Source organism: Ruegeria sp. THAF33, assembly GCF_009363615.1.
Taxonomy (GTDB): Bacteria; Pseudomonadota; Alphaproteobacteria; order Rhodobacterales; family Rhodobacteraceae; genus Ruegeria.
In genome coordinates this window covers 280,715-300,741 of sequence record NZ_CP045384.1, presented here as the reverse complement: position 1 = coordinate 300,741, position 20,027 = coordinate 280,715, and the positions used below count along the sequence as shown (strand labels likewise).

The following is a 20,027-nucleotide window of genomic DNA, read 5'->3' as shown; positions in this document are numbered from 1 at the left end:
GCCTTTCCTTCAGCCTACCAACGCGTCCGCGATTTTCGCCGCCAGACGCCGGGCAACTTCGTCTTTGCCCATACGGGGCCATTCCTCGGCCCCGTTGTCCGAAATCAGGGTTACCGCATTTTCCGACCCGCCCATAATGCCTGTTGCAGGGCTGACATCGTTTGCGACGATCCAGTCGCAGCCTTTGCGCAGACGCTTGGCCGTGGCGTGTTCGATCACATTGTCGGTCTCGGCCGCAAAGCCTACAACCAACGGCGGGCGGTTCACGCCCATCCCGGAAACACGTTTCAGAATGTCCGGGTTTTCGGCGAATTCCAGTACCGGCAGGCCATCGCGGCTTTTCTTCAGCTTCTTGTCCGATGCGCTGGCGACCCGCCAGTCCGCGACCGCAGCCGCGAATATTCCGGCATCGACGGGCAGAGCTGCATCAACTGCATCAGACATCTGTTGCGCGGTTTCGACAGGTACGACCCGCACACCCACCGGGGGCGGCACGTCTGCCGGGCCGGTCACAAAGGTCACCTCGGCCCCCAATTCCGCCAGCGCCCGGGCCACGGCGGCACCTTGGGCCCCGGACGAACGGTTGGCTATATACCGGACCGGATCTATCGGCTCATGCGTCGGGCCGGACGTCACCAGCACCCGCCTGCCCGCCAAGGGCCCCGCAGACAACCGAGCCTCAACCGCCGTGACAATTTCCAGCGGCTCTGACATGCGCCCCGGACCGTATTCGCCACAGGCCATGTCGCCTTCGTTCGGGCCCACAAAGCGCACGCCATCCGCTTGCAGCTGCTTCAGGTTTCGCTGTGTTGCCGGGTGGGTCCACATGCGCACATTCATCGCGGGCGCACACAGAATGGGTGTGTCCGTGGCCATCAGAAGCGTCGAGGCCAGATCGTTGGCCAGCCCTGCGGCCATCTTGCCCATCAGATCCGCCGTTGCGGGGGCCACAACGATCAGATCCGCAGAGCGGGACAGTTGAATATGCCCCATCTCGGCCTCATCGGTGAGGTCAAACAGATCGCGATAGCCTTTTTCACCTGCCAGAGCCGATACCGACAGCGGTGTCACAAACTCTTCCGCAGCGCGCGTCAATACAGGGGTCACGTCCGCGCCACGCTCGCGCAATCTGCGGATCAGGTCCAGCGATTTGTAGGCCGCGATTCCGCCACCGATAATCAGCAGAATGCGTTTGGATGACAGCATGTTCAGCCCTTCCCGTCCCGGTCGGTCCCGACATTAGGCAAGGCCCGCAGGTAGTTCCAGCGATTAATTCTGAACCTGAAATGCTGCACAGGGGTCTTCGCGCTCGGCCGTGGGGCTATCAACCACGATATCGAATTCTCCGTCGATTGCTCCATCCTCGGATTGTCCGACGGCCACGACTTTCCAACCTGGTCTGAGGCGCGCAAGATAGGTCGGTATGCCCCGATCCTTTCGCGCGTGACCATTTCCAGTAATCACGGCAACCGGACCCCCGGTTTCGTCCATCGCACGGACCACGGCACGGGCCAGCACAGCATCGCGCAATCGTTGGATCGCAACCATCTGGGGCAACATTTCAGCCGGAAGCGCATCGCAATGCGCCGCCAACTGGTCGGCTTCGCGCGCGGCCTGTTCTTCGGGCGATAGAGGCACCGTCAGACCATAACGCGCCGCGTCTGCCCCCAACGCCGTGGCGGCACCGCGTTCCATCGCGGCACGCGCAGCAGCACGCGGAACCATGGCCCCGTAAACCGGCGCGCCCGATGCCTCGAACACCGGATAATACATGCTGAGCGGCGGCCAGCCACTTTCAGCCCATTTCAAAATGCGGCTCAGTTCTTCTGGGTTGGACACAGCTTTCTGAGCGAGCCTCTGCGCGCCCTCTTCCGTGACCATTTCCCAGACGACGGCCGAAGGTGAAACAGCCTTGAGCGCTTCGGCCTGCACCAGATGATGCGTCGGGTTGTCGTGAACTTCCCCCAATATCACGACATCGGCGTCCCGCATCACGGACATGGCATCAGCGGGAACAAGTCTATCTGCCAGCCCCGGTCGCGCTGCCGCAACCGTAAGACCCAGAAGGCACACAAGAATCGCAAACTGTTTCATGCGATGAAGTGTTGCACCTCGCGCGACTGGGCTTCAAGGTTCTTGCGCATTTTCGCGAAGGCTGCGGCCTCAAGCTGTCGTACACGTTCCTTGGACAGGCCCAGCTCGGTTCCCAGGCTTTCCAGGGTTCGCGCGGGGTCTCGCAGCTTGCGCTCGCGCACAATGAAACGCTCGCGATCATTCAAGGCATTCATCGCCGTCAACAGCCACTTGCGCAATTGTTCGGTATCATGGCTGTGTTCAACTGCTTCGGCTGCCTGCTCGCGGTCATCTTCCAGAGCATCGATCCACTCGCGCCCATCCTCATCAGCGGATTGCACCGCATTCAGCGAAAAATCAGAGCCGGACAGACGACCTTCCATCATCTCGACGTCGCGCAGCGGCACACCGATTTCCGTGGCGATCATCTGATGCAACTGATGACGGTCCAGTTCCTGACCTTCAGTGGCGGCTTCACGTTCCAGCCGGGCCTGAACTCGCCGCATGTTGAAGAACAGCGACTTCTGAGATGAGGTTGACCCGGTCCGAACCATGGACCAGTTCCGCATCACATAGTCCTGAATGCTTGCCTTGATCCACCATACAGCATAGGTCGAAAACCGCACGCCGCGATCTGGATCGAACTTGTCTGCGGCCTTCATCAGGCCAAGGCCTGCTTCCTGAATGAGATCATTCATCGGCGCGCCATAGCGCTTGAACTTGGCCGCCATCGAAATCGCCAGACGCATATAGGCGGTGATCAGACGGTGCAACGCCTGTTCATCACGCTCATCACGCCAAGCATAAGCCAGTTTCAGTTCGGTTTCCGCATCCAGCAGCTCGGCCTTCATTGCTTGCCGGGACATCGAAAAGTCCGTCGCATTATCCAGTGCCATAAACCTCTCCCCTGTTTGCAGGTACTGGTCAGACTTGCTTTGCCGACCTATGACCATTACGCAAAACAGCACCAAACGGATCAACTATAGGTAAGTACTGTGTCGCCGGATTTAACCTTGGTTCTGGGTGGGGCCGCGTCAGGCAAGTCGGTTTTCGCCGAAGAACTGGTTGTTTCTCAGGGGAAAAGCCGACTTTACCTTGCGACATCACAAGTGTTTGATGACGAGATGCGCCAGAAGATTGAGCGCCATCTTGAACAACGCGGCGACGGGTGGACTACGGTTGAAGAACCCTTCGATCCGGGGCCGGTTCTGGCCACATTGTCGCCCGATCAGATTTGCCTGATTGACTGCGCCACCATGTGGCTGAGCAACCACCTGTTGGCCGAATCCGATCTGGAAGCGGCACAAACCGCCCTACTTGACGCCCTTCGTGGATGCCCGGCGCAAATCGTGATGGTCTCGAACGAAGTTGGCCACGGCATTGTCCCGGACAACGCCCTAGCCCGCCGGTTTCGCGAAGCCCAGGGGCGGCTGAACATCGCACTTGCAGCGCAGGCCGATCTGGTAGTGCAAATCACTGCCGGGTTGCCCTTGGTTCTGAAAGGGCAAATGCCGTGACGCGCCTTCACCTCGTCCGACACGGGCCGACACATGCGAAAACCATGGTCGGCTGGTCCGACCTGCCCGCCGACCTGAGTGATACAGCCGCACTGAAACGTCTGCACGACCATTTGCCGCCCGAGGCGCTTGTGATCTCGTCCGATCTGTCACGGGCAGTTGAAACCGCCACGGCCATACAAGGCCAACGTCAACGCCTTCCTCATCATCCGGGCTTGCGGGAAATCCATTTTGGTCACTGGGAGTTGCGCGGATTTGCCGAAATCGAAGCCGAAGACCCGGAACTGGCCTTTGCGTATTGGGACAACCCCGGCGATGTCCGCCCGCCGCAAGGTGAAAGCTGGAACGACGTCCGCGATCGGGTCGACGCGGCGATCGACACGCTTGTTTCTGCACATTCAGGCCGCGATCTGATCATCGTTGCACATTTCGGCGTTATCCTTACCCAGGTGCAGCGCGCCCTTGATCTGGACGGACAACAGACTTTTTCACACCGAATCGACAACCTGTCGGTGACGGATATCCTGATCGACGCAGACAGGTCGTCCGTCGGTACAATCAATCACCTTCCGTGAACAGACCCCGCACAAATCAATGTTTTACCGAACTGCGAACCTGCGGCATCGTCTGCGTATGACATATGATTTGTATATCGGCGACCGCCTCTTCTCCAGCTGGTCAATGCGTGGCTGGTTGATGCTTGAGAAATTCAACTTGCCCTACAGAAGCCACATGATTGGCCTGTATTCGGGCACAATGACACAGGATATGGAGCCCTTGGCCCCAGCGCGACTTGTGCCTGCCCTGCGCCTGCCGGAAGGAACCGTGGTGAGCGAAAGCCTGGCCATTGCTGAAACCCTGGCCGAGCGCCACCTTGATGCCGGGTTGTGGCCATCACATCCCGCCGCCCGGGCAACCGCCCGCTGGCTATGCGCCGAGATGGTGGCAGGGGTTGGTGCCTTGCGGGATGAATGCCCGATGCAATTGCTGCACGTCTGGCAGGGTTTCGACCCATCAGATGAAACACTGGCAGATCTGGCACGCATCGAAATACTCTGGGACCATGCACGCAGAGAGTCTGGTGCGGAACAAGGCCCGTTGTTCGGCTCGTATTCGCTGGCGGACGTGTTTTACACACCTGTCGCAGCGCGGATCATCGGATATGGGCTGCCAGTTTCCAAGGCGAACCGGACCTACTGCCTGGACCTTTTGTCAGACCCCGCCGTCAGACAATGGCGCGCAATGGGCCTGACTGTCAGATACGACCCTTTTCCCTATCGTCTGGATTTGCCGTCCAAGCCCTGGCCGATCGGAGGGGTTTCAACCGCCAAGCCGGTCTCCGGCCCGTCAATCAACCAAGTTTGCCCGTATTCCGGCAAACCCGTTGCGGAATTTCTGGAGTTGGATGGAAAATGCTGGGGCTTCTGCAATCCATTCTGCCGCGACAAAACAATTGCCGATCCCGACGCGTGGCCAAAATTCGCTGCATTGCGCGCAACCGTTAACGACTCTTAAACCACAATCATGGCAGCAACACCCTGTTAACCAAGAACAGGACTGCCATGGTCGCCCGCGCCCACACTGTTGCCTTTCACGGCGTCGAAGCCCGCCCGGTCGAGGTGCAATGTGCCGTATCGCCCGGCTTGCCGGCCTTTTCCATCGTTGGCCTTCCCGACAAGGCCGTGTCCGAAGCCCGCGACCGTGTCCGCAGCGCGCTGAGTGCGATGGCCATCGCTCTGCCCTCTAAACGAATTACGATCAACCTGTCTCCTGCGGATCTGCCCAAGGAAGGCAGCCATTTCGACCTGCCCATCGCAGTCGCGCTGTTATCGGCACTCGAGGTCATCCCAGCCGATGCCGCCGAAGGAACGGTCGCACTGGGAGAGTTGTCGCTTGATGGCTCTCTGGTGCCTGTCGTCGGCGCCCTGCCCGCCGCCATGACGGCCGCATCCGAGGAACGCATGTTGCTGTGTCCCAAAGCTTCCAGCGCCGAGGCTGCATGGGTCGACGCCACTCAGGTTATCGGCGCGGGTTCCCTGGGCGATGTCGTCCGCCATTTCTCGGGACAGTGCCCTTTGCCGGCGGCACAACCCGGCGAGGTGAATCTGACGCCCAGCGTGCGGGATCTGCGCGATGTAAAGGGGCAGGAACGCGCCAAACGCGCTTTGGAAATCGCGGCAGCCGGGCGTCACCATCTGATCATGATCGGCACGCCGGGGTCGGGCAAATCCATGTTGGCTGCACGGCTTCCGGGCATCTTGCCACCGCTGACCGCAGTCGAAGCGTTGGAAACTTCGATGATCCAATCCCTGTGCGGGTTGCTGGATGAAGGCGGCATCAACCGCACGCGTCCTTTTCGGGAACCGCATCATACGGCCTCAATGGCAGCCATTGTCGGCGGGGGCAAAGGTGCCAAGCCCGGTGAGATCTCTTTGGCGCATAACGGCGTGCTGTTCATGGATGAGTTCCCCGAATTTCCGCGTACGGTTCTGGAGACCCTGCGCCAGCCAATAGAGTCCGGAGAAGTCATGGTGGCGCGTGCCAATGCCCATGTGAAATACCCCTGCCGCTTCATGCTGGTGGCCGCCGCGAACCCGTGCAAATGCGGCTACCTGACGGATCCATCGCGCGCCTGCTCTCGCGCACCCGGCTGCGGCGAAGACTATCTGAACCGTATCTCGGGGCCCTTGATGGACAGGTTCGACCTGCGGATCGAAGTTCCGCCTGTGGGCTTCACCGATCTTGATCTGCCCCCTTCCGGCGACAGCTCGGCGACAGTTGCCACGCGGGTTGAAAACGCCCGCGCCATACAGGCAGACCGGTTTCGGGGAATGCCAGAGATGCGTCAGAATTCCGACGCCGAAGGCAAAGTTCTGGAACAGATCGCAACACCCGATGCAGAAGGAAAAGCAGTTTTGCTGAAGGCGGCTGATCGGTTCGGCCTATCGGCCCGTGCCTTTCATCGCATTCTGAGGGTGGCGCGGACGATCGCCGACCTGGACGGCTCAGACGACATCCGTAGACCACATGTGGCAGAGGCGCTGAGCTTTCGCATCAGCGCCCGGGTCATGGCTTAGACCTTGGCTTCAATCGCCTGCCAGATCTTCTCGGCGATGTTCACGCCGTCGAACCGTTCCAGCTCTTGAATACCGGTCGGCGAGGTCACGTTGATTTCGGTTAGATAGTCACCAATGATGTCGATCCCGACAAAAATCTGCCCTTTTTCCTTCAGCAGCGGTCCGATGGCGGCGCAGATCTCCAGATCACGCTCTGACAACCCGATCTTTTCCGGGCGTCCGCCCACATGCATGTTTGACCGCGTTTCGCCCGCGGCCGGCACCCGGTTGATTGCGCCAACCGGTTCACCGTCCACCAGGATCACCCGCTTGTCGCCATTGCTGACATCCGGCAGGAACTTTTGCACGATCAGAGGCTCGCGCGAGAACCCCGTGAACAGCTCGTGCAGAGAGGTCAGGTTGCGGTCATTGGCATCCAGTCGGAACACGCCCGCACCGCCATTGCCATAAAGCGGCTTGAGGATGATATCGCCGTGCTTTTCCTTGAACGCCTTGATCGTTTTTATATCACGGGCAATCGTTGTCGGCGGCGTCAGGTCAGGGAAATCCAAAACCAGCAGTTTTTCAGGATAGTTCCGAACCCAGAACGGGTCGTTGACCACCAGCGTTTGCCCTTTCAGGCGGTCCAGCAGATGGGTGGACGTGATGTAATGCATGTCAAAGGGTGGATCCTGACGCAGCCAGACCACGTCGAAATCGGCCAGGTCAACTTCACGTTCGGGGCTCAGAACCGCCGGATCGCCGGCGACCCGCTGCACGGTCATGTCATGGCCGCGCGCCGTGATACGACCTTCCTGATAGGCCAGCTGATCCGGCCCATAGAAAAACAACGAATGACCGCGCGCCTGCGCCTCTTCCGCCAGACGGAAGGAGCTGTCGGCGTTGATGTCCACGGCCCCGATCGGGTCCATTTGAAAGGCGATTTTCATGGCGTGTCCCTCAGTTTCACGCAAGATACATGGCCCAGCAGGCCTGAGGGTTCAATGGGGCTTAGGCGTGACCGAAGGCGTTTTCGATGATTTGAACCGCGCCAGTGCCATCTACCAGTGCCGCGTCAAATCGGACATTGGTCAATTGCCCACCCGGTTCGTTTTCCAGGTATTGCGCGGCTGAAGCACAGATTCGGTCGATTTGTCTTTGGCTGATCCGGGCTGCAGCTTTTTCGAAACTGGAGCTTTTCTTGACCTCGATGAACACCAGCCCATCGCCGTCCCGCACAATCAGATCGATTTCACCACCGGCACCCCGCCACCGGCGATGCGCAATTGCAAACCCCCGGCGCTCGTAGTCCGAGGCGACCCGAAGCTCGGCTGACTGCCCCGCCTGATAGGAAACCGAGCCCTGAATTGCACGCCGCCCCATGTCATCCCTTTCCCAGTTTCAGAGCTTTCTGGTAAATTGGACGGCGCGGCAGATCATACATTTCTGACACAAGATCCGCTGCGTCCCTGACCGAATGAGTTTCCAAAGCTCGTTTCAAAGCCTCTTCTACGTCGGATTCGTTAACGCTTTGCGAATGGCCACGGTCCACCAGCAGAACGATCTCACCCTTGACCGGTTTTTCCTGAATTTCTGCCGCCAGATCGGCCAGGCTTCCACGGCGGATTTCTTCGAATTTTTTTGTCAGTTCACGGCACAAAGCCGCCTGACGGTCTGCCCCCAGGCAATCCGCAAGATCTGCAAGGCTGGCCGAGACGCGTTTTGGGGATTCATAGAACACCAAGGTGCCTGGTATGTTTTTCAACGTCTCAATCCGGGTCCGGCGTGCACCTGATGCGTTCGGCAAGAAACCTGCGAAAAAGAACGAATCCGTTGGCAGACCCGCCAGGGTCAGCGCTGTTATGGCGGCGGAAGCCCCGGGCGCACAGGTCACCATATGCCCGGCTTCGGCCGCCTGTTTGCCCAGATCATATCCCGGATCAGCGATCAGCGGCATACCCGCCTCGGATGCATAGGCGACCGATTGCCCCTGTGCCAGGGCATCCATAAGCCTGCCACGCGCCCCGGCGCCGCTGTGATCATGGTAGGCTTGGATATGCCGACCCTCCAGGGGGATGCCATGGATTTCCATCAACCGCCGCAGGCTCCGGGTGTCCTCCGCCGCTATCACATCGGCCGAGGCCAGAACATCCAGCGCCCTGAGCGTAATGTCGCGCGCGGTTCCGATCGGAGTGGCAACAAAATACAGGCCCGCAGCCAATCTGATCTTTTGGAAATTCAAAGCTGGACCCTCACAGCGTGACGTTTATTATCGCGGCTCAACAGAACAGAAGCATTCACAGCCGCCGGATCAGGGAGTTTTCATTTAGATGTTTACCGTTTGCAAGCCCGTAAGCAAGCTGGCGAAAGCCGCCATTGCCCTGACGACCGCAGCATTTCTGGCCGCTTGTGAGCCGGGCGGCGTTGGGGGTGGCCCTTCGATTGACACGTCGAATCCTGTTCCGGTTGCTTTGCTGGTTCCCCGCTCGGGCGACGCCGCGCTGGCGCAGAGCCTTGAGAATGCGGCCCGTATGGCAATGTCCGATCTGCCTAACGTCAAAATCGACCTGCGTGTTTACGATACGGCAGGAAACCCGACCACGGCGACAGCGGTGGCCCAGCAGGCCGTTGCCGAAGGCGCCAAGATCATTGTCGGCCCTGTTTACGCCCAGGCGGCAAACGCTGCCGGACTGGCCGTACTGAACAATAACGTGAATGTTCTTTCGTTCTCGAACAACACCAGCATTGCGGGTGGCAATGTATTTGTACTTGGACCGACCTTTGAAAACACCGCCAACCGGCTGGTGAATTATGCGGGCAGGCAAGGCAAAACGAACACGGTTATCGTGCACAGCAATGATGCCGCGGGGCAAGTGGGGCAAGCTGCCATCGCCAATGCTCTGGCAAACAGCCGGGTCAACAATGCGGGAACGGTCGGATACGACCGGTCGCAACAGGGTGTCATCAACTCGGTTCCCACCATCAAGGCCACCGTCGATTCGACAGGGGCGGACTCGATTTTCATGACGGCAACGACAGCGGGTGCCTTGCCACTTTTCTCGCAATTGCTGCCTGAGGCCGGCGTTTCTCCGGCGACGACACAATTCATCGGTCTAACCCGTTGGGATATCCCCCCGCAAACGCTGGAGCTGCCGGGCGTGCAAGGGGGATGGTTCGCCCTGCCCGACCCGTCAAAGGCCCAAGCCTATCGTCAACGCTATAACGCGACATATGGAGAAGCGCCTCATCCGATCAGCGGTCTGGCCTATGACGGAATAGCGGCGATTGGTGCTTTGGTCAGCCAGGGCAAATCCAATGCTCTGACCGGTGCTGCCCTGACCCAAAATGCCGGTTTCCAAGGTGTTGGCGGTATCTTCCGCCTCCGCCCGAACGGCACCAATGAACGCGGCCTTGCCGTAGCGACGATTCAGAATAAACAGGTGGTTGTGATTGACCCTGCCCCGCAAAGCTTCTCTGGTGCCGGTTTCTGAGCGATCGGGCGAGACCATGGCGCCGGATGGCGCGCTAATTTGCCCTGCCGAAAACATCTTTGACAGCGTCAGCGTCAATGATGCGCTGGCCGAGGTGTTCGAGACCAGCTCTGACAACAGCAAAATGCGTTCTGAAACAGTGCGCATTCTGCGCGACGCTCAGAAAGCGGGTCGCAAAGCCATTGCCGATGCCTTCAGCGAACGTCCGTTCGACGCGCGTGCGCTGACCCGGTCCTATACCTACCTGACGGACCAGCTGGTCGGAACCGCGATGCTGGTCTCCAGCACGCGCCTGCACCCGCTTGCGACGCCAACACAAGGTGAAAAGATCGCCGTACTGGCCGTTGGCGGATATGGGCGCGGTGAAATGGCACCGTCTTCTGATGTCGATCTGCTGTTTCTGACCCCGTACAAAATCACCGCCTGGGCCGAGAGCGTCATTGAATCGATGCTTTATATCCTTTGGGATCTCAGGCTTAAGGTCGGGCATTCCTCGCGCACGATCAAAGACTGCCTTCGGCTGGGCACCGAGGATTTCACGATCCGCACGGCAATGCTTGAACAACGCTATCTGGCGGGCGACAAGGCGTTGGCCGACGAGCTTGAGCGACGCCTGAAAACCGAGCTGTTCAAAGGAACCGAGCGGGAATTCATCGAAGCCAAACTGAACGAACGAGATGAGCGTCACCTGAAACAGGGAGAGCGCTACAAGGTCGAACCCAATGTGAAAGAGGGCAAAGGGGGGTTGCGCGACCTCCAATCCCTCTACTGGATCGCAAAGTACATCTATGGCGTTCAGGACGTGGCCGAACTTGTGCCTTTGGGTCTGTTCACCCCGGAAGAGTTCAAGACTTTCGTTCAGGCCGAAGAATTTCTTTGGGCTGTTCGTTCGCATTTGCATCTGGTGACGGGTCGCGCCACCGAGCAACTGACTTTTGACATGCAGGTCGAGGTTGCCGCGCGCATGGGCTATGAGGATCACGCCGGTCGCCGGGCGGTCGAGGTGTTCATGCAACGCTATTTCCGCGAAGCCACGCGTGTCGGCGAGTTGACGCGGATTTTTCTGACGAAGCTTGAGGCGCTGCACGTGAAAGGCGCACCTTTGCTGGAGCGTATTTTCCGCAGGCGCCGTCGGGTCAAAGCGGGATACCGGGTTGTTCACGGTCGTCTGGACGTAGCGGACCCTGACAAATTTCTGTCCGACAAGGTAAACCTTCTGCGCCTGTTCGAAGAAGGCTTGCGAACGGGAATGCTGATCCATCCGGATGCCATGCGTCTGGTGGCGGCAAATCTGCATCTGATCGACGACGAAATGCGCAATGACAAAGAGGCGCGGCGCATCTTTCTGGACCTGATGCTGAAACACGGCAACCCAGAGCGAGCCTTGCGGCGGATGAACGAACTGGGCGTACTATCCGCCTTCCTGCCCGAGTTCGAGCCCATCGTGGCCATGATGCAGTTCAACATGTACCACAGCTATACGGTGGACGAGCATACCATCCAGTGCATCGTAAATCTGGCCCAGATCGAACGCGGAGAGTTGATTGAATCGCTGCCTCTTGCCTCATCGATTCTGAAAGGTGGGGTCAATCGCAAGGTGCTGTATGTCGCCCTGTTGCTGCATGATATCGCGAAGGGGCGCCCCGAGGATCACTCGATCCTTGGGGCACAGATCGCGCGCAAGGTGGCACCAAGACTGGGCCTGAACAAAGCAGATTCGGAAACGGTCGAATGGCTGGTGCGCTATCACCTGCTGATGTCCGACATGGCACAGAAACGTGACATTTCAGACCCCCGCACAGTGCGTGATTTCGCCAAGGCAGTTCAAACCGTCAAACGGCTGGACCTGTTGACCGTTCTGACCGTCTGCGACATTCGCGGCGTGGGGCCGAACACATGGAACAACTGGAAAGCCACGCTTTTGCGTGCCCTTCACGCTGAAACCAAGCGCGCGCTGGAAACCGGGATGGAGGACCTCAACCGCGCCAATCGCGGCGCCGAGGCAAAGAAAGCCCTGCGCACCGAACTGGCAGCCTGGTCCAAGGCCGACCTCAAATCCGAGACGGGGCGCCACTACGACCCGTATTGGCAGGGTCTCAATCTGGCCACACATGTCGAGTTTGCGAACATGCTGCGTGCGCTGGAACAAAGCGGCGACCCCGGCGCGATGGAGATCCGCCTGCAACCGGACGAGGATCGCGACGCAACCCGAGCCTGTTTTGCCATGGGCGACCACCCCGGTATCTTTGCCCGCATTGCCGGCGCGCTGGCCCTGGTTGGCGCGAATGTCGTGGATGCGCGCAGCTATACGACCAAAGACGGCTATGTCACCGATGCATTCTGGATTCAAGACGCCGAAGGGCACCCGTTTGAAGCCTCGCGCCTGCCACGTCTTACACAGATGATCCATAAGACATTGCGCGGCGAAGTGGTTGCGAAGGAGGCGTTGAAGTCACGCGACAAGATCAAGAAACGCGAGCGTGCCTTCAACGTTCCAACGCATATCACCTTCGACAATGACGGTTCTGAAATATACACGATCATCGAAGTGGACACCCGCGACCGTCCGGGTCTGTTGTTCGATCTGACCCGGACCCTCGCCGCAGCGAATGTCTACATCGCCAATGCCGTGATCGCGACCTATGGAGAACAGGTGGTCGATACATTTTACGTCAAGGATATGTTCGGCTTGAAATATCATTCGGAAAGCAAGCAACGTGGGCTTGAGGCCAAGCTGCGCAAGGCGATCACCGAAGGCGCCGAGCGTGCGGCCTCATGAAGCAAATCCGTTTGTTTTCAGGCCTGTTCACGGTCGGCTTCTGGACGCTGGCCAGTCGAATACTGGGGTTTCTGCGGGAAATTCTGCTGACCGCCTTCATCGGCCCCGGGCCGGTGATGGATGCTTTCGTCGCGGCCTTTCGCCTGCCGAACATGTTCCGCCGCTTTTTCGCCGAAGGTGCGTTTAACGCGGCTTTTGTGCCCATGTTCTCGAAACGGCTGGAGGCGGACGAGAACCCCCAGGGGTTCGCGCAGGATGCGTTCAACCTGTTGGCCGTGGCCGTTCTGGCGCTGGTCGGGCTGGCCATGGTTTTCATGCCGGGTCTGGTGTGGCTGACGGCCGAAGGGTTCCATGGGGATGAACGTTTCGAGCTGGCCGTGGACTATGGCTATGTCGTGTTCCCGTATATCCTTTTCATGTCCTTGGCGGCGTTGTTTTCGGGGGTATTGAACGCCACTGGCAGGTTCGCAGCGGCCGCAGCGGCACCTGTTTTGCTGAACATCTTTGCCTGCACCGCGCTGATTGCCGGGGCCATCTCTGGAGGCGAGGTGATACGATGGCTGATCTCGGTCATTCCGGTCGCCGGCGTCGCACAACTGGTGCTGGTCTGGGTGGCGACCGAACGTGCAGGTATCCGTATCCGCCCGGGCCTGCCCCACCTGACGCCCGAGATGCGCCGGATGGTCCGCATCGCGGTTCCCGCCGCCTTGGCCATGGGGGTTACGCAGGTCAATCTGGTGGTCGGACAACTGGTGGCGTCAAATACCGAAAAGGCCGTGAGTTGGCTGTTTGCCGCGGATCGCCTGTACCAACTGCCTTTGGGCGTCGTCGGAATCGCCATTGGCATTGTCCTGCTGCCCGACCTGTCCCGCCGCCTGCGCGCCGACGACAAGGAAGGGGCCCGCAACGCGTTTTCCCGCGCCGGGGAATTCATGCTGCTGTTGACGTTGCCCTCGACCGTGGCGTTCCTGATGATCCCGAACCCGCTGGTTTCGGTACTGTTCGAAAGGGGACAGTTCAGTCCCGAGGATACCGCTGCGACAGCTCTGGCGGTCGCGATTTATGGCATTGGTCTGCCTGCATTCATGCTGCAAAAACTGCTGCAACCACTTTTCTTTGCGCGCGAGGATACGCGTTCCCCATTCCGATATGCGGTGGTCGCAATGGTCGTGAACGCGGCATTGGCGTTTGGCCTTTTCCCGCTGGTGGGTTGGATCGCCCCTGCGATTGCTGCGTCAACTGCCGGCTGGGCCATGGTTGTTCTTCTGGCGATCGGTGCACGTCGCATGGGCGAAGAAGCGCGTTTCGATGACCGTTTCAAGGCACGTGCGGGACGGATCGTTCTGGCCTCGGTCGGCATGGGCGCGGTTTTGTTTGCGTTGATCCACTTCTTAGGTTGGACGCTGGACATTCCCGGTTGGCGCTATCTGGCGCTTTTGGTCCTGATCGTGGTCGCCGCCGTCTCGTATTTCTGTCTTGGTCATGTCCTGGGAGCGTTCAAATTGTCAGAGTTCAAACGCGCCTTGCGCCGGGCCTGATCAATCGCGGCGGATGCGCCCGACGATCCGGGCCCAGGCCCCCGGCGCCACCAGAAATGACATGCCAAAGCCGGTGGCAAACCCACCCAGATCGGCGACCCATTCCGCGTTTCCGCCGAAGATCAGACCAAATAGGAACTGAATGCCCATCAGAACGGCGATCAGTTGGAACGCCCTTGCCTGATTTGCCCCCACAAGCGACAGTTTGCGCCACAACAACCACGTGAATCCTCCGATCAGGCCATAAACAGGTGGAAACCCTCCGATCAGGGGATAGCGCGGGTCCAGCAAAACGGCATAACTCAACGCGCCGCCAATCCCCGAGACGACGAAGATCAGCAGCATGGGGACACCACCGAAAACCTCACCAACCATTTTTCCCATCGCCAGAACGAAGACACAGACAAAAATCGCCTGCGTAAAGTTGGCGGATACAAAGGGATAGGTCACGAACCGGACCAGATGTTCGAACGGCCAACGCCCGTTCAGCACCATCCAATCGAAAATATCTGCCGAGAAGGCATAGTGCTGTATCGCGTCCAGACGCCAACCCACGGCCGCCGGCCCTCCGATCAAACCGCGCGATCCCAGCGTGAAGGCCAGTTCGATGCCGATGATGAACAGAACCAGCGCCACCACAACGGGCGGCAACGGGTTTACGGCGGGTGTGTAATGCTCACTGCTCATCGGGCTGGCCTTTCGCGGCTGTTGACGTCCCTTTGCCTCATGGGTAAGCGACGGGAGCCGATTTTTCCAGACAGGAGTTCCCTTTGATGACCGAGACCCAGTTCACGCCCCGCGTGTTTTCCGGCGCACAGCCTTCGGGTAACCTGCACCTCGGCAATTATCTCGGTGCGCTTCGGAACTGGGTGAGAATGCAAAGCGAGGAATTTGAAACCATCTATTGCATGGTCGATCTTCATGCAATCACGGTCTGGCAAAATCCAACCGAGTTGCAGCATGCAACGCGGGAGCTTTGTGCCGGTTACATCGCTTCTGGACTAAACCCCGAAAAATCGATTTTGTTCAATCAAAGCCAAGTGCCGGAACACGCGCAACTGGCTTGGATATTTAACTGTGTTGCTCGTATGGGTTGGATGCAGCGCATGACCCAGTGGAAGGACAAGGCCGGCAAAAACCAGCAGAACGCTTCGCTTGGCTTGTTTGCCTATCCTGCTCTGATGGCTGCGGACATCCTCATCTACCACGCGACCCACGTACCGGTAGGGGAAGACCAGAAACAGCATCTTGAGCTGACTCGCGACATCGCCATCAAGTTCAACAACGATTTCGGCGTCGATTTCTTTCCCGTCACCGAGCCGGTGATCGAAGGTGCGGCCACACGGGTCATGAGCCTGAGGGACGGATCAAAGAAGATGTCGAAATCCGATCCTTCTGACATGAGCCGGATCAACCTGACGGATGACGCCGAAACGATTGCCAAGAAAATCCGCAAAGCCAAGACCGACCCTGATGCTCTGCCGTCAGAGGCCGAAGGGCTCGAGGACCGCCCCGAGGCGCGTAACCTGGTCAATATCTACGCGGCCCTGAACGATCAAACCATCGAACAGGTTCTGTCCGAAGTAGGCGGCAAGCAGTTCGGTGAGTTCAAACCGATGCTGGCCGATCTGGCAGTGGCGAAACTGGCTCCGATCTCGACCGAAATGTCACGCCTGATGGGGGATCAGGCCGAGATTGACCGGATTCTCGCCCGCGGCGCCGAGCGCGCACGTGAAATCGCTGCTCCGATCCTGCAAAAGACCTACGAAATCGTTGGCATGGTTGGCGCCGCATCACGCTGATTGCACTGGACCTTCGCCTGACGCCCTCCTAGGGTTTGCCTGAATCAAAGGAGGGCGTCATGGCAACCGGCACGAACATCCGGACCTATTTTCAAGGCCAATGGCATGAGGGGGATGCACCCATCATGCGCGCGGCGGATCATGGCGCCTGGCTGGGATCTTCGGTCTTTGACGGCGCGCGATATTTTGACGGCGTGGCCCCGGATCTGGAGGCCCATTGCGCACGGGTAAATCGGTCAGCCGAAGCCTTGATGCTGACGCCGACCACGACGACCGAACAGATGGTCGAGTTGATACGCGAAGGGTTGCAGGCCTACAGCCCGGACACAGCCGTTTACATTCGTCCGATGTACTGGGGGATCGACGGTGACAGCACGGCAATAGTCCCTCAGGAAAACAGCACCGGTTTTGCCATCTGCCTGGAAGAAATCCCAATGGCCCCGGAAACCGCGTCGGCCACTCTGTCGACCACGCGCTTCCGCCGCCCGGTTCTGGAAAGCGCGGTCGTAAACGCCAAGGCGGGGTGCCTTTACCCCAACAACGCCCGCATGCTGCAAGAGGCGCGCTCGAAAGGCTTTTCCAACGCTTTGGTGGCCGATGCGATGGGGCATGTGGCGGAAACGGCGACGGCCAACATCTTCATGGTGAAGGATGGCGAAGTCTTTACACCGATCCCGAACGGAACCTTCCTGGCTGGAATTACCCGAGCACGGCATATCAAAAACCTGCGCGCAGATGGAGTAAAGGTCCACGAAACGGTTCTGAGCTTCGAGGATTTCCACGAGGCCGACGAGGTCTTCATGTCCGGCAACATGAGCAAGGTCACACCGGTAACTGCGCTGGAGGAAACGCAATTTCAGGTGGGTCCTATTGCTCGCCGTGCCCGCGCCCTCTATTGGGATTGGGCTGCAAGTGAACGATAGCACTATGCCTCAGGCTTGCCCGAGTTGCCAGCGTGCGATCGGTCGGGCATGATCCCGGAAACCTAAAGAGGATACCCATGCGTAAGTTCCTAGTCGTTCTGGATGACAGCCGCGAATGCCTGAACGCGATGCGGTTTGCCGCGATGCGGGCTGCCCATACCGGAGGTGGTGTGACGGTCCTGTCTGTCATCCCGCCCGACGAGTTCAATCACTGGATCGGTGTGGCCGAAACCATGCGTGAAGAAGCCCGCGAACGTATCCACGCGCATTTCGAAGTGTTTGCCAAATGGATGCGGGACAAGCAGAACGTGGAACCGGAACTGGCCATTCGCGAAGGCGATCCCGTGGCACAGATCATCGAACATGTTCAGTCCGATCCCGAGATTGGTGTTCTTGTACTTGGGGCAGGGACCGACAAGAAAGGTCCTGGTCCGTTGGTGACTCAACTGACGAAGAATTCGGGTAGCCTGCCGATTCCGATCACGATCGTTCCGGGCAATCTGAGCAAAGAGAAACTGGAAGAAATAACCTGAGGAGCGGCGATGGCGAAGACGATACAGTTCTGGTTCGAATTCGCCTCGACCTATTCCTACCTCAGCGCGATGCGGATCGAAGCGGCCGCGCAAGACAAAGGCGTTGACATTGAATGGCACCCGTTCCTGTTGGGTCCGATTTTCGCGGATCAAGGATGGCGCACCTCACCTTTCAACCTGTATCCGGCCAAAGGGCGGTACATGTGGCGCGATATGGAACGTCTGTGCAAGGCGCGCGGGCTTCCTTTTGCAAAGCCTGATCCATTTCCGCAGAATTCGCTCAGGGCAGCACGTCTGGTTCTGGGCATCGAGGATCATCGGGAACGGGCGGCGTTTGTTCGGGCCGTCTTGAGCGCCGAATTCGGCGCCGGGCAGAATATCTCAGAGGACAGCGTATTGGCCTCCTGTCTCGACGAAGCAGGGGTGCACAGCGGCGTGATGAACCGCGCAGGGGACCCGGACATAAAACAGGCCCTGTTCGAACAATCTGCCCGCGCCAAGGCGCTTGGTCTGTTTGGTGCACCAAGTTTTCTGGCCGGGGAAGAGTTGTTCTGGGGCGATGATCGTCTGGATGATGCACTAGAATACGCCTCCACAATTTAGAATCGTTCCAAATCTTGACTTCCCGTGCGCCTGCGCGCATATCAGAAGCACATCAGACGGAGCGCCCTCATGTTCATCCAGACCGAATCCACCCCCAATCCGGCCACGTTGAAATTCCTGCCCGGCCAAACGGTGCTGGAAGCTGGAACAGCGGATTTCCCAACTGCGGAAGCGGGCGAAAAATCCCCTTTGGCCAAACGCATTTTTGCGGTCAACGGTGTGACTGGCGTGTTTTTTGGCAACGATTTTGTCACCGTTACCAAATCGGACGACGTTCAGTGGGACCACATCAAACCGGCCATTCTTGGCGCAGTGATGGAGCATTATCAATCCGGCCAGCCTGTTATGGGCGCAGATTCCGCCGGGGCCTCGGGCCATGCCGAACACTCTGGAGAGGACGCTGATATCGTCAATCAGATCAAGGATTTGCTGGACAGCCGTGTGCGTCCTGCCGTGGCTCAGGATGGGGGTGATATCACGTTCCACGGGTTTGATCGCGGCGTCGTCTATCTGCACATGCAGGGGGCCTGCGCGGGTTGCCCGTCTTCGACATTGACCCTGAAGATGGGTATCGAAAACCTTCTGCGCCATTACATTCCGGAAGTGACCGAGGTTCGCCCTGTTGCCGTCTAACCCGACTATTCTGGCATTTGACACATCGGCCGCGCATTGCGCGGCCGCTTTGTTGCGCGACGGCGAAATCGTGACGTCTCGTGCCGAAGCAATGTCACGCGGACAAGCCGAACGATTGATTCCGCTGTTGGAAGACGTTCTGGCGGAAACCGGATGTGATTGGGCCGGTTTGGACGCGATCGGCGTTGGGATAGGGCCCGGGAACTTCACCGGCATCCGTATTTCGGTTTCGGCCGCGCGGGGTCTTGCACTTGGGCTGGAAATCCCTGCGGTCGGAGTTTCCGGCTTCGATGCCTTGCGTGAGCTGGCGGAAGGCGGGCAGACACCGGCGATCCCTGCCCCGCGCGACCAGGTTTATGTGAAAATGCCCGGTGCCGATCCGTGTCTCTTGCCTCGGGCCGAAGCGGAACTTGGCGGGCCGTTGTATTCCTGCTCTGACCCTGCCTTGCTGGCACAAGCCATCGCCCGGCTGGCCGCGCGGCGCTGGGATCGTACCAGCTTGCCGCCTGCACCTTTGTACGTAAGGCCCGCCGACGCGGCTCCGTCCCGCGATACCCCCCCTGTTCTGCTGAACGAATGACACCGCACGAGATGGCATCGACCCAAGCCGCAGCGTTTTCGCACTCGCGCGGCTGGACAGAAGATGAATTCGCCGCCCTTCTTGAAAACCGCTTTACTCATGCCGTCGGAGATTCCCGGTGCTTTGCACTGTTTCAGGTGATTGCGCGCGAAGCCGAGTTGCTGACAATTGCGACCCACCCTTCGTTTCAAAGGCAAGGCCTGGCACTTCGACTCATGCAGGAATGGCATGATCAAGCGATCGATTTGCAGGCAACGCGTGCCTTTCTGGATGTCGCGGCCGACAACATTGCGGCCATTTCCCTGTACAATCGATGCGGATATCGGCAGTGCGGGCTGCGCAAGGCGTACTATGCACGCGAAACGGGCCAGAAAACTAATGCACTCGTAATGGAATGCCGCCTGCCCCTACGGCAATCGCCCGTTTTTTAGACCATTTGGTCAGAATTCAGTTGACCATGGTGGTTGCAAACCCCCTTAATACCCGCCATCACAACAGT

21 protein-coding genes are annotated in these 20,027 nt (G+C 58.9%); 14 read left to right on the top strand and 7 right to left on the bottom strand.

The features are described from left to right. Positions 1 to 9: 9 nt before the first annotated feature. The 3 genes from coaBC to FIU92_RS01520 form a co-directional block, all read right to left on the bottom strand. Complete coding sequence (gene coaBC / locus FIU92_RS01530; protein WP_152456881.1) at positions 10 to 1,206, bottom strand: bifunctional phosphopantothenoylcysteine decarboxylase/phosphopantothenate--cysteine ligase CoaBC; 1,197 nt, start codon at positions 1,204 to 1,206, stop codon at positions 10 to 12. Positions 1,207 to 1,269: 63 nt separating this feature from the next. After that, positions 1,270 to 2,094, bottom strand: a complete 825-nt coding sequence (locus tag FIU92_RS01525; RefSeq protein ID WP_152456880.1) for a ChaN family lipoprotein — start codon at positions 2,092 to 2,094, stop codon at positions 1,270 to 1,272. Further along, positions 2,091 to 2,969 carry an RNA polymerase factor sigma-32 gene (locus tag FIU92_RS01520; RefSeq protein WP_152456879.1) on the bottom strand — a complete coding sequence of 293 codons (879 nt, stop codon included), beginning with the start codon at positions 2,967 to 2,969 and terminating at the stop codon, positions 2,091 to 2,093. Before FIU92_RS01520 ends, FIU92_RS01525 begins: the two co-directional genes overlap by 4 nt. Before the next feature lie 99 nt (positions 2,970 to 3,068). Here FIU92_RS01520 and cobU point away from each other — a divergent pair, with 99 nt between their 5' ends. Genes cobU through FIU92_RS01500 form a run of 4 tightly spaced genes read left to right on the top strand, consistent with a single transcriptional unit; the run spans position 3,069 to position 6,667 of the window. After that, a complete protein-coding gene (cobU, locus tag FIU92_RS01515; RefSeq protein WP_152456878.1) occupies positions 3,069 to 3,590 on the top strand; it encodes a bifunctional adenosylcobinamide kinase/adenosylcobinamide-phosphate guanylyltransferase in 522 nt (173 codons plus the stop codon). Further along, positions 3,587 to 4,165 (top strand): histidine phosphatase family protein, encoded by a 579-nt coding sequence (locus tag FIU92_RS01510; RefSeq protein ID WP_152456877.1) that lies wholly within the window; start codon positions 3,587 to 3,589, stop codon positions 4,163 to 4,165. Before cobU ends, FIU92_RS01510 begins: the two co-directional genes overlap by 4 nt. Positions 4,166 to 4,223: 58 nt before the next feature. Continuing rightward, positions 4,224 to 5,105, top strand: a complete 882-nt coding sequence (locus FIU92_RS01505) for a glutathione S-transferase (protein WP_152456876.1) — start codon at positions 4,224 to 4,226, stop codon at positions 5,103 to 5,105. 47 nt (positions 5,106 to 5,152) lie between these two features. Next, on the top strand, positions 5,153 to 6,667 hold the full coding sequence (locus FIU92_RS01500) for a YifB family Mg chelatase-like AAA ATPase (RefSeq protein ID WP_152456875.1): 1,515 nt from the start codon (positions 5,153 to 5,155) through the stop codon (positions 6,665 to 6,667). On the opposite strand, the gene gshB is transcribed toward FIU92_RS01500, so the two are convergent. From gshB to rsmI, 3 genes are all read right to left on the bottom strand, one after another. Then, positions 6,664 to 7,596: a glutathione synthase gene (gshB, locus tag FIU92_RS01495; RefSeq protein ID WP_152456874.1), complete on the bottom strand. Its 933-nt coding sequence runs from the start codon at positions 7,594 to 7,596 to the stop codon at positions 6,664 to 6,666. The two genes, FIU92_RS01500 and gshB, sit on opposite strands and share 4 nt — an antisense overlap. Positions 7,597 to 7,657: 61 nt before the next feature. Further along, positions 7,658 to 8,029 carry a YraN family protein gene (locus tag FIU92_RS01490; RefSeq protein ID WP_152456873.1) on the bottom strand — a complete coding sequence of 124 codons (372 nt, stop codon included), beginning with the start codon at positions 8,027 to 8,029 and terminating at the stop codon, positions 7,658 to 7,660. 1 nt (position 8,030) lies between these two features. Beyond that, positions 8,031 to 8,888: a 16S rRNA (cytidine(1402)-2'-O)-methyltransferase gene (gene rsmI / locus FIU92_RS01485; RefSeq protein WP_152456872.1), complete on the bottom strand. Its 858-nt coding sequence runs from the start codon at positions 8,886 to 8,888 to the stop codon at positions 8,031 to 8,033. 88 nt (positions 8,889 to 8,976) lie between these two features. Here rsmI and FIU92_RS01480 point away from each other — a divergent pair, with 88 nt between their 5' ends. The 3 genes from FIU92_RS01480 to murJ are packed head-to-tail and all read left to right on the top strand — an operon-like array spanning position 8,977 to position 14,454. Beyond that, positions 8,977 to 10,137: a penicillin-binding protein activator gene (locus FIU92_RS01480; protein WP_152456871.1), complete on the top strand. Its 1,161-nt coding sequence runs from the start codon at positions 8,977 to 8,979 to the stop codon at positions 10,135 to 10,137. Beyond that, complete coding sequence (locus tag FIU92_RS01475; RefSeq protein WP_152456870.1) at positions 10,097 to 12,916, top strand: [protein-PII] uridylyltransferase; 2,820 nt, start codon at positions 10,097 to 10,099, stop codon at positions 12,914 to 12,916. Before FIU92_RS01480 ends, FIU92_RS01475 begins: the two co-directional genes overlap by 41 nt. Then, a complete protein-coding gene (gene murJ, locus FIU92_RS01470) occupies positions 12,913 to 14,454 on the top strand; it encodes a murein biosynthesis integral membrane protein MurJ (protein WP_152456869.1) in 1,542 nt (513 codons plus the stop codon). The genes FIU92_RS01475 and murJ overlap by 4 nt, the downstream gene beginning before the upstream one ends. Here the strand turns inward: murJ and FIU92_RS01465 are convergent, their stop codons facing one another. Beyond that, positions 14,455 to 15,141 carry a rhomboid family intramembrane serine protease gene (locus tag FIU92_RS01465; RefSeq protein WP_152456868.1) on the bottom strand — a complete coding sequence of 229 codons (687 nt, stop codon included), beginning with the start codon at positions 15,139 to 15,141 and terminating at the stop codon, positions 14,455 to 14,457. An 86-nt stretch (positions 15,142 to 15,227) separates the two neighbouring features. On the opposite strand from FIU92_RS01465, the gene trpS reads away from it, so the two are divergent. The 7 genes from trpS (at position 15,228) to FIU92_RS01430 (ending at position 19,959) form a co-directional block, all read left to right on the top strand. Then, on the top strand, positions 15,228 to 16,256 hold the full coding sequence (gene trpS / locus FIU92_RS01460; protein ID WP_152456867.1) for a tryptophan--tRNA ligase: 1,029 nt from the start codon (positions 15,228 to 15,230) through the stop codon (positions 16,254 to 16,256). A gap of 59 nt (positions 16,257 to 16,315) precedes the next feature. Next, a complete protein-coding gene (locus FIU92_RS01455) occupies positions 16,316 to 17,179 on the top strand; it encodes a branched-chain amino acid aminotransferase (RefSeq protein WP_152456866.1) in 864 nt (287 codons plus the stop codon). 77 nt (positions 17,180 to 17,256) lie between these two features. Continuing rightward, a complete protein-coding gene (locus FIU92_RS01450) occupies positions 17,257 to 17,712 on the top strand; it encodes a universal stress protein (RefSeq protein WP_152456865.1) in 456 nt (151 codons plus the stop codon). A 9-nt stretch (positions 17,713 to 17,721) separates the two neighbouring features. Further along, positions 17,722 to 18,315, top strand: coding sequence for a 2-hydroxychromene-2-carboxylate isomerase (locus FIU92_RS01445; RefSeq protein WP_152456864.1), 594 nt, complete (start codon positions 17,722 to 17,724; stop codon positions 18,313 to 18,315). Between the two features lie 69 nt (positions 18,316 to 18,384). After that, positions 18,385 to 18,948, top strand: coding sequence for a NifU family protein (locus FIU92_RS01440; RefSeq protein WP_152456863.1), 564 nt, complete (start codon positions 18,385 to 18,387; stop codon positions 18,946 to 18,948). Beyond that, on the top strand, positions 18,938 to 19,528 hold the full coding sequence (gene tsaB / locus FIU92_RS01435) for a tRNA (adenosine(37)-N6)-threonylcarbamoyltransferase complex dimerization subunit type 1 TsaB (RefSeq protein ID WP_152456862.1): 591 nt from the start codon (positions 18,938 to 18,940) through the stop codon (positions 19,526 to 19,528). Before FIU92_RS01440 ends, tsaB begins: the two co-directional genes overlap by 11 nt. Further along, entirely contained in the window at positions 19,525 to 19,959 is a 435-nt protein-coding gene (locus FIU92_RS01430) for an N-acetyltransferase (RefSeq protein ID WP_152456861.1), read from the top strand. Before tsaB ends, FIU92_RS01430 begins: the two co-directional genes overlap by 4 nt. Positions 19,960 to 20,027 lie beyond the last annotated feature (68 nt).

Bases quoted from the DNA above. Each gene is read 5' to 3' on its own strand.
- FIU92_RS01480 (WP_152456871.1), top strand. From the start codon at position 8,977: ATGTTTACCGTTTGCAAGCCCGTAAGCAAGCTGGCGAAAGCCGCCATT.
- FIU92_RS01465 (WP_152456868.1), bottom strand. From the start codon at position 15,141: ATGAGCAGTGAGCATTACACACCCGCCGTAAACCCGTTGCCGCCCGTT.
- trpS (WP_152456867.1), top strand. From the start codon at position 15,228: ATGACCGAGACCCAGTTCACGCCCCGCGTGTTTTCCGGCGCACAGCCT.
- murJ (WP_152456869.1), top strand. From the start codon at position 12,913: ATGAAGCAAATCCGTTTGTTTTCAGGCCTGTTCACGGTCGGCTTCTGG.
- FIU92_RS01455 (WP_152456866.1), top strand. From the start codon at position 16,316: ATGGCAACCGGCACGAACATCCGGACCTATTTTCAAGGCCAATGGCAT.
- gshB (WP_152456874.1), bottom strand. From the start codon at position 7,596: ATGAAAATCGCCTTTCAAATGGACCCGATCGGGGCCGTGGACATCAAC.
- FIU92_RS01445 (WP_152456864.1), top strand. From the start codon at position 17,722: ATGGCGAAGACGATACAGTTCTGGTTCGAATTCGCCTCGACCTATTCC.
- FIU92_RS01490 (WP_152456873.1), bottom strand. From the start codon at position 8,029: ATGGGGCGGCGTGCAATTCAGGGCTCGGTTTCCTATCAGGCGGGGCAG.
- FIU92_RS01440 (WP_152456863.1), top strand. From the start codon at position 18,385: ATGTTCATCCAGACCGAATCCACCCCCAATCCGGCCACGTTGAAATTC.
- FIU92_RS01430 (WP_152456861.1), top strand. From the start codon at position 19,525: ATGACACCGCACGAGATGGCATCGACCCAAGCCGCAGCGTTTTCGCAC.
- FIU92_RS01520 (WP_152456879.1), bottom strand. From the start codon at position 2,969: ATGGCACTGGATAATGCGACGGACTTTTCGATGTCCCGGCAAGCAATG.
- FIU92_RS01525 (WP_152456880.1), bottom strand. From the start codon at position 2,094: ATGAAACAGTTTGCGATTCTTGTGTGCCTTCTGGGTCTTACGGTTGCG.
- FIU92_RS01505 (WP_152456876.1), top strand. From the start codon at position 4,224: ATGACATATGATTTGTATATCGGCGACCGCCTCTTCTCCAGCTGGTCA.
- FIU92_RS01450 (WP_152456865.1), top strand. From the start codon at position 17,257: ATGCGTAAGTTCCTAGTCGTTCTGGATGACAGCCGCGAATGCCTGAAC.
- FIU92_RS01500 (WP_152456875.1), top strand. From the start codon at position 5,153: ATGGTCGCCCGCGCCCACACTGTTGCCTTTCACGGCGTCGAAGCCCGC.
- coaBC (WP_152456881.1), bottom strand. From the start codon at position 1,206: ATGCTGTCATCCAAACGCATTCTGCTGATTATCGGTGGCGGAATCGCG.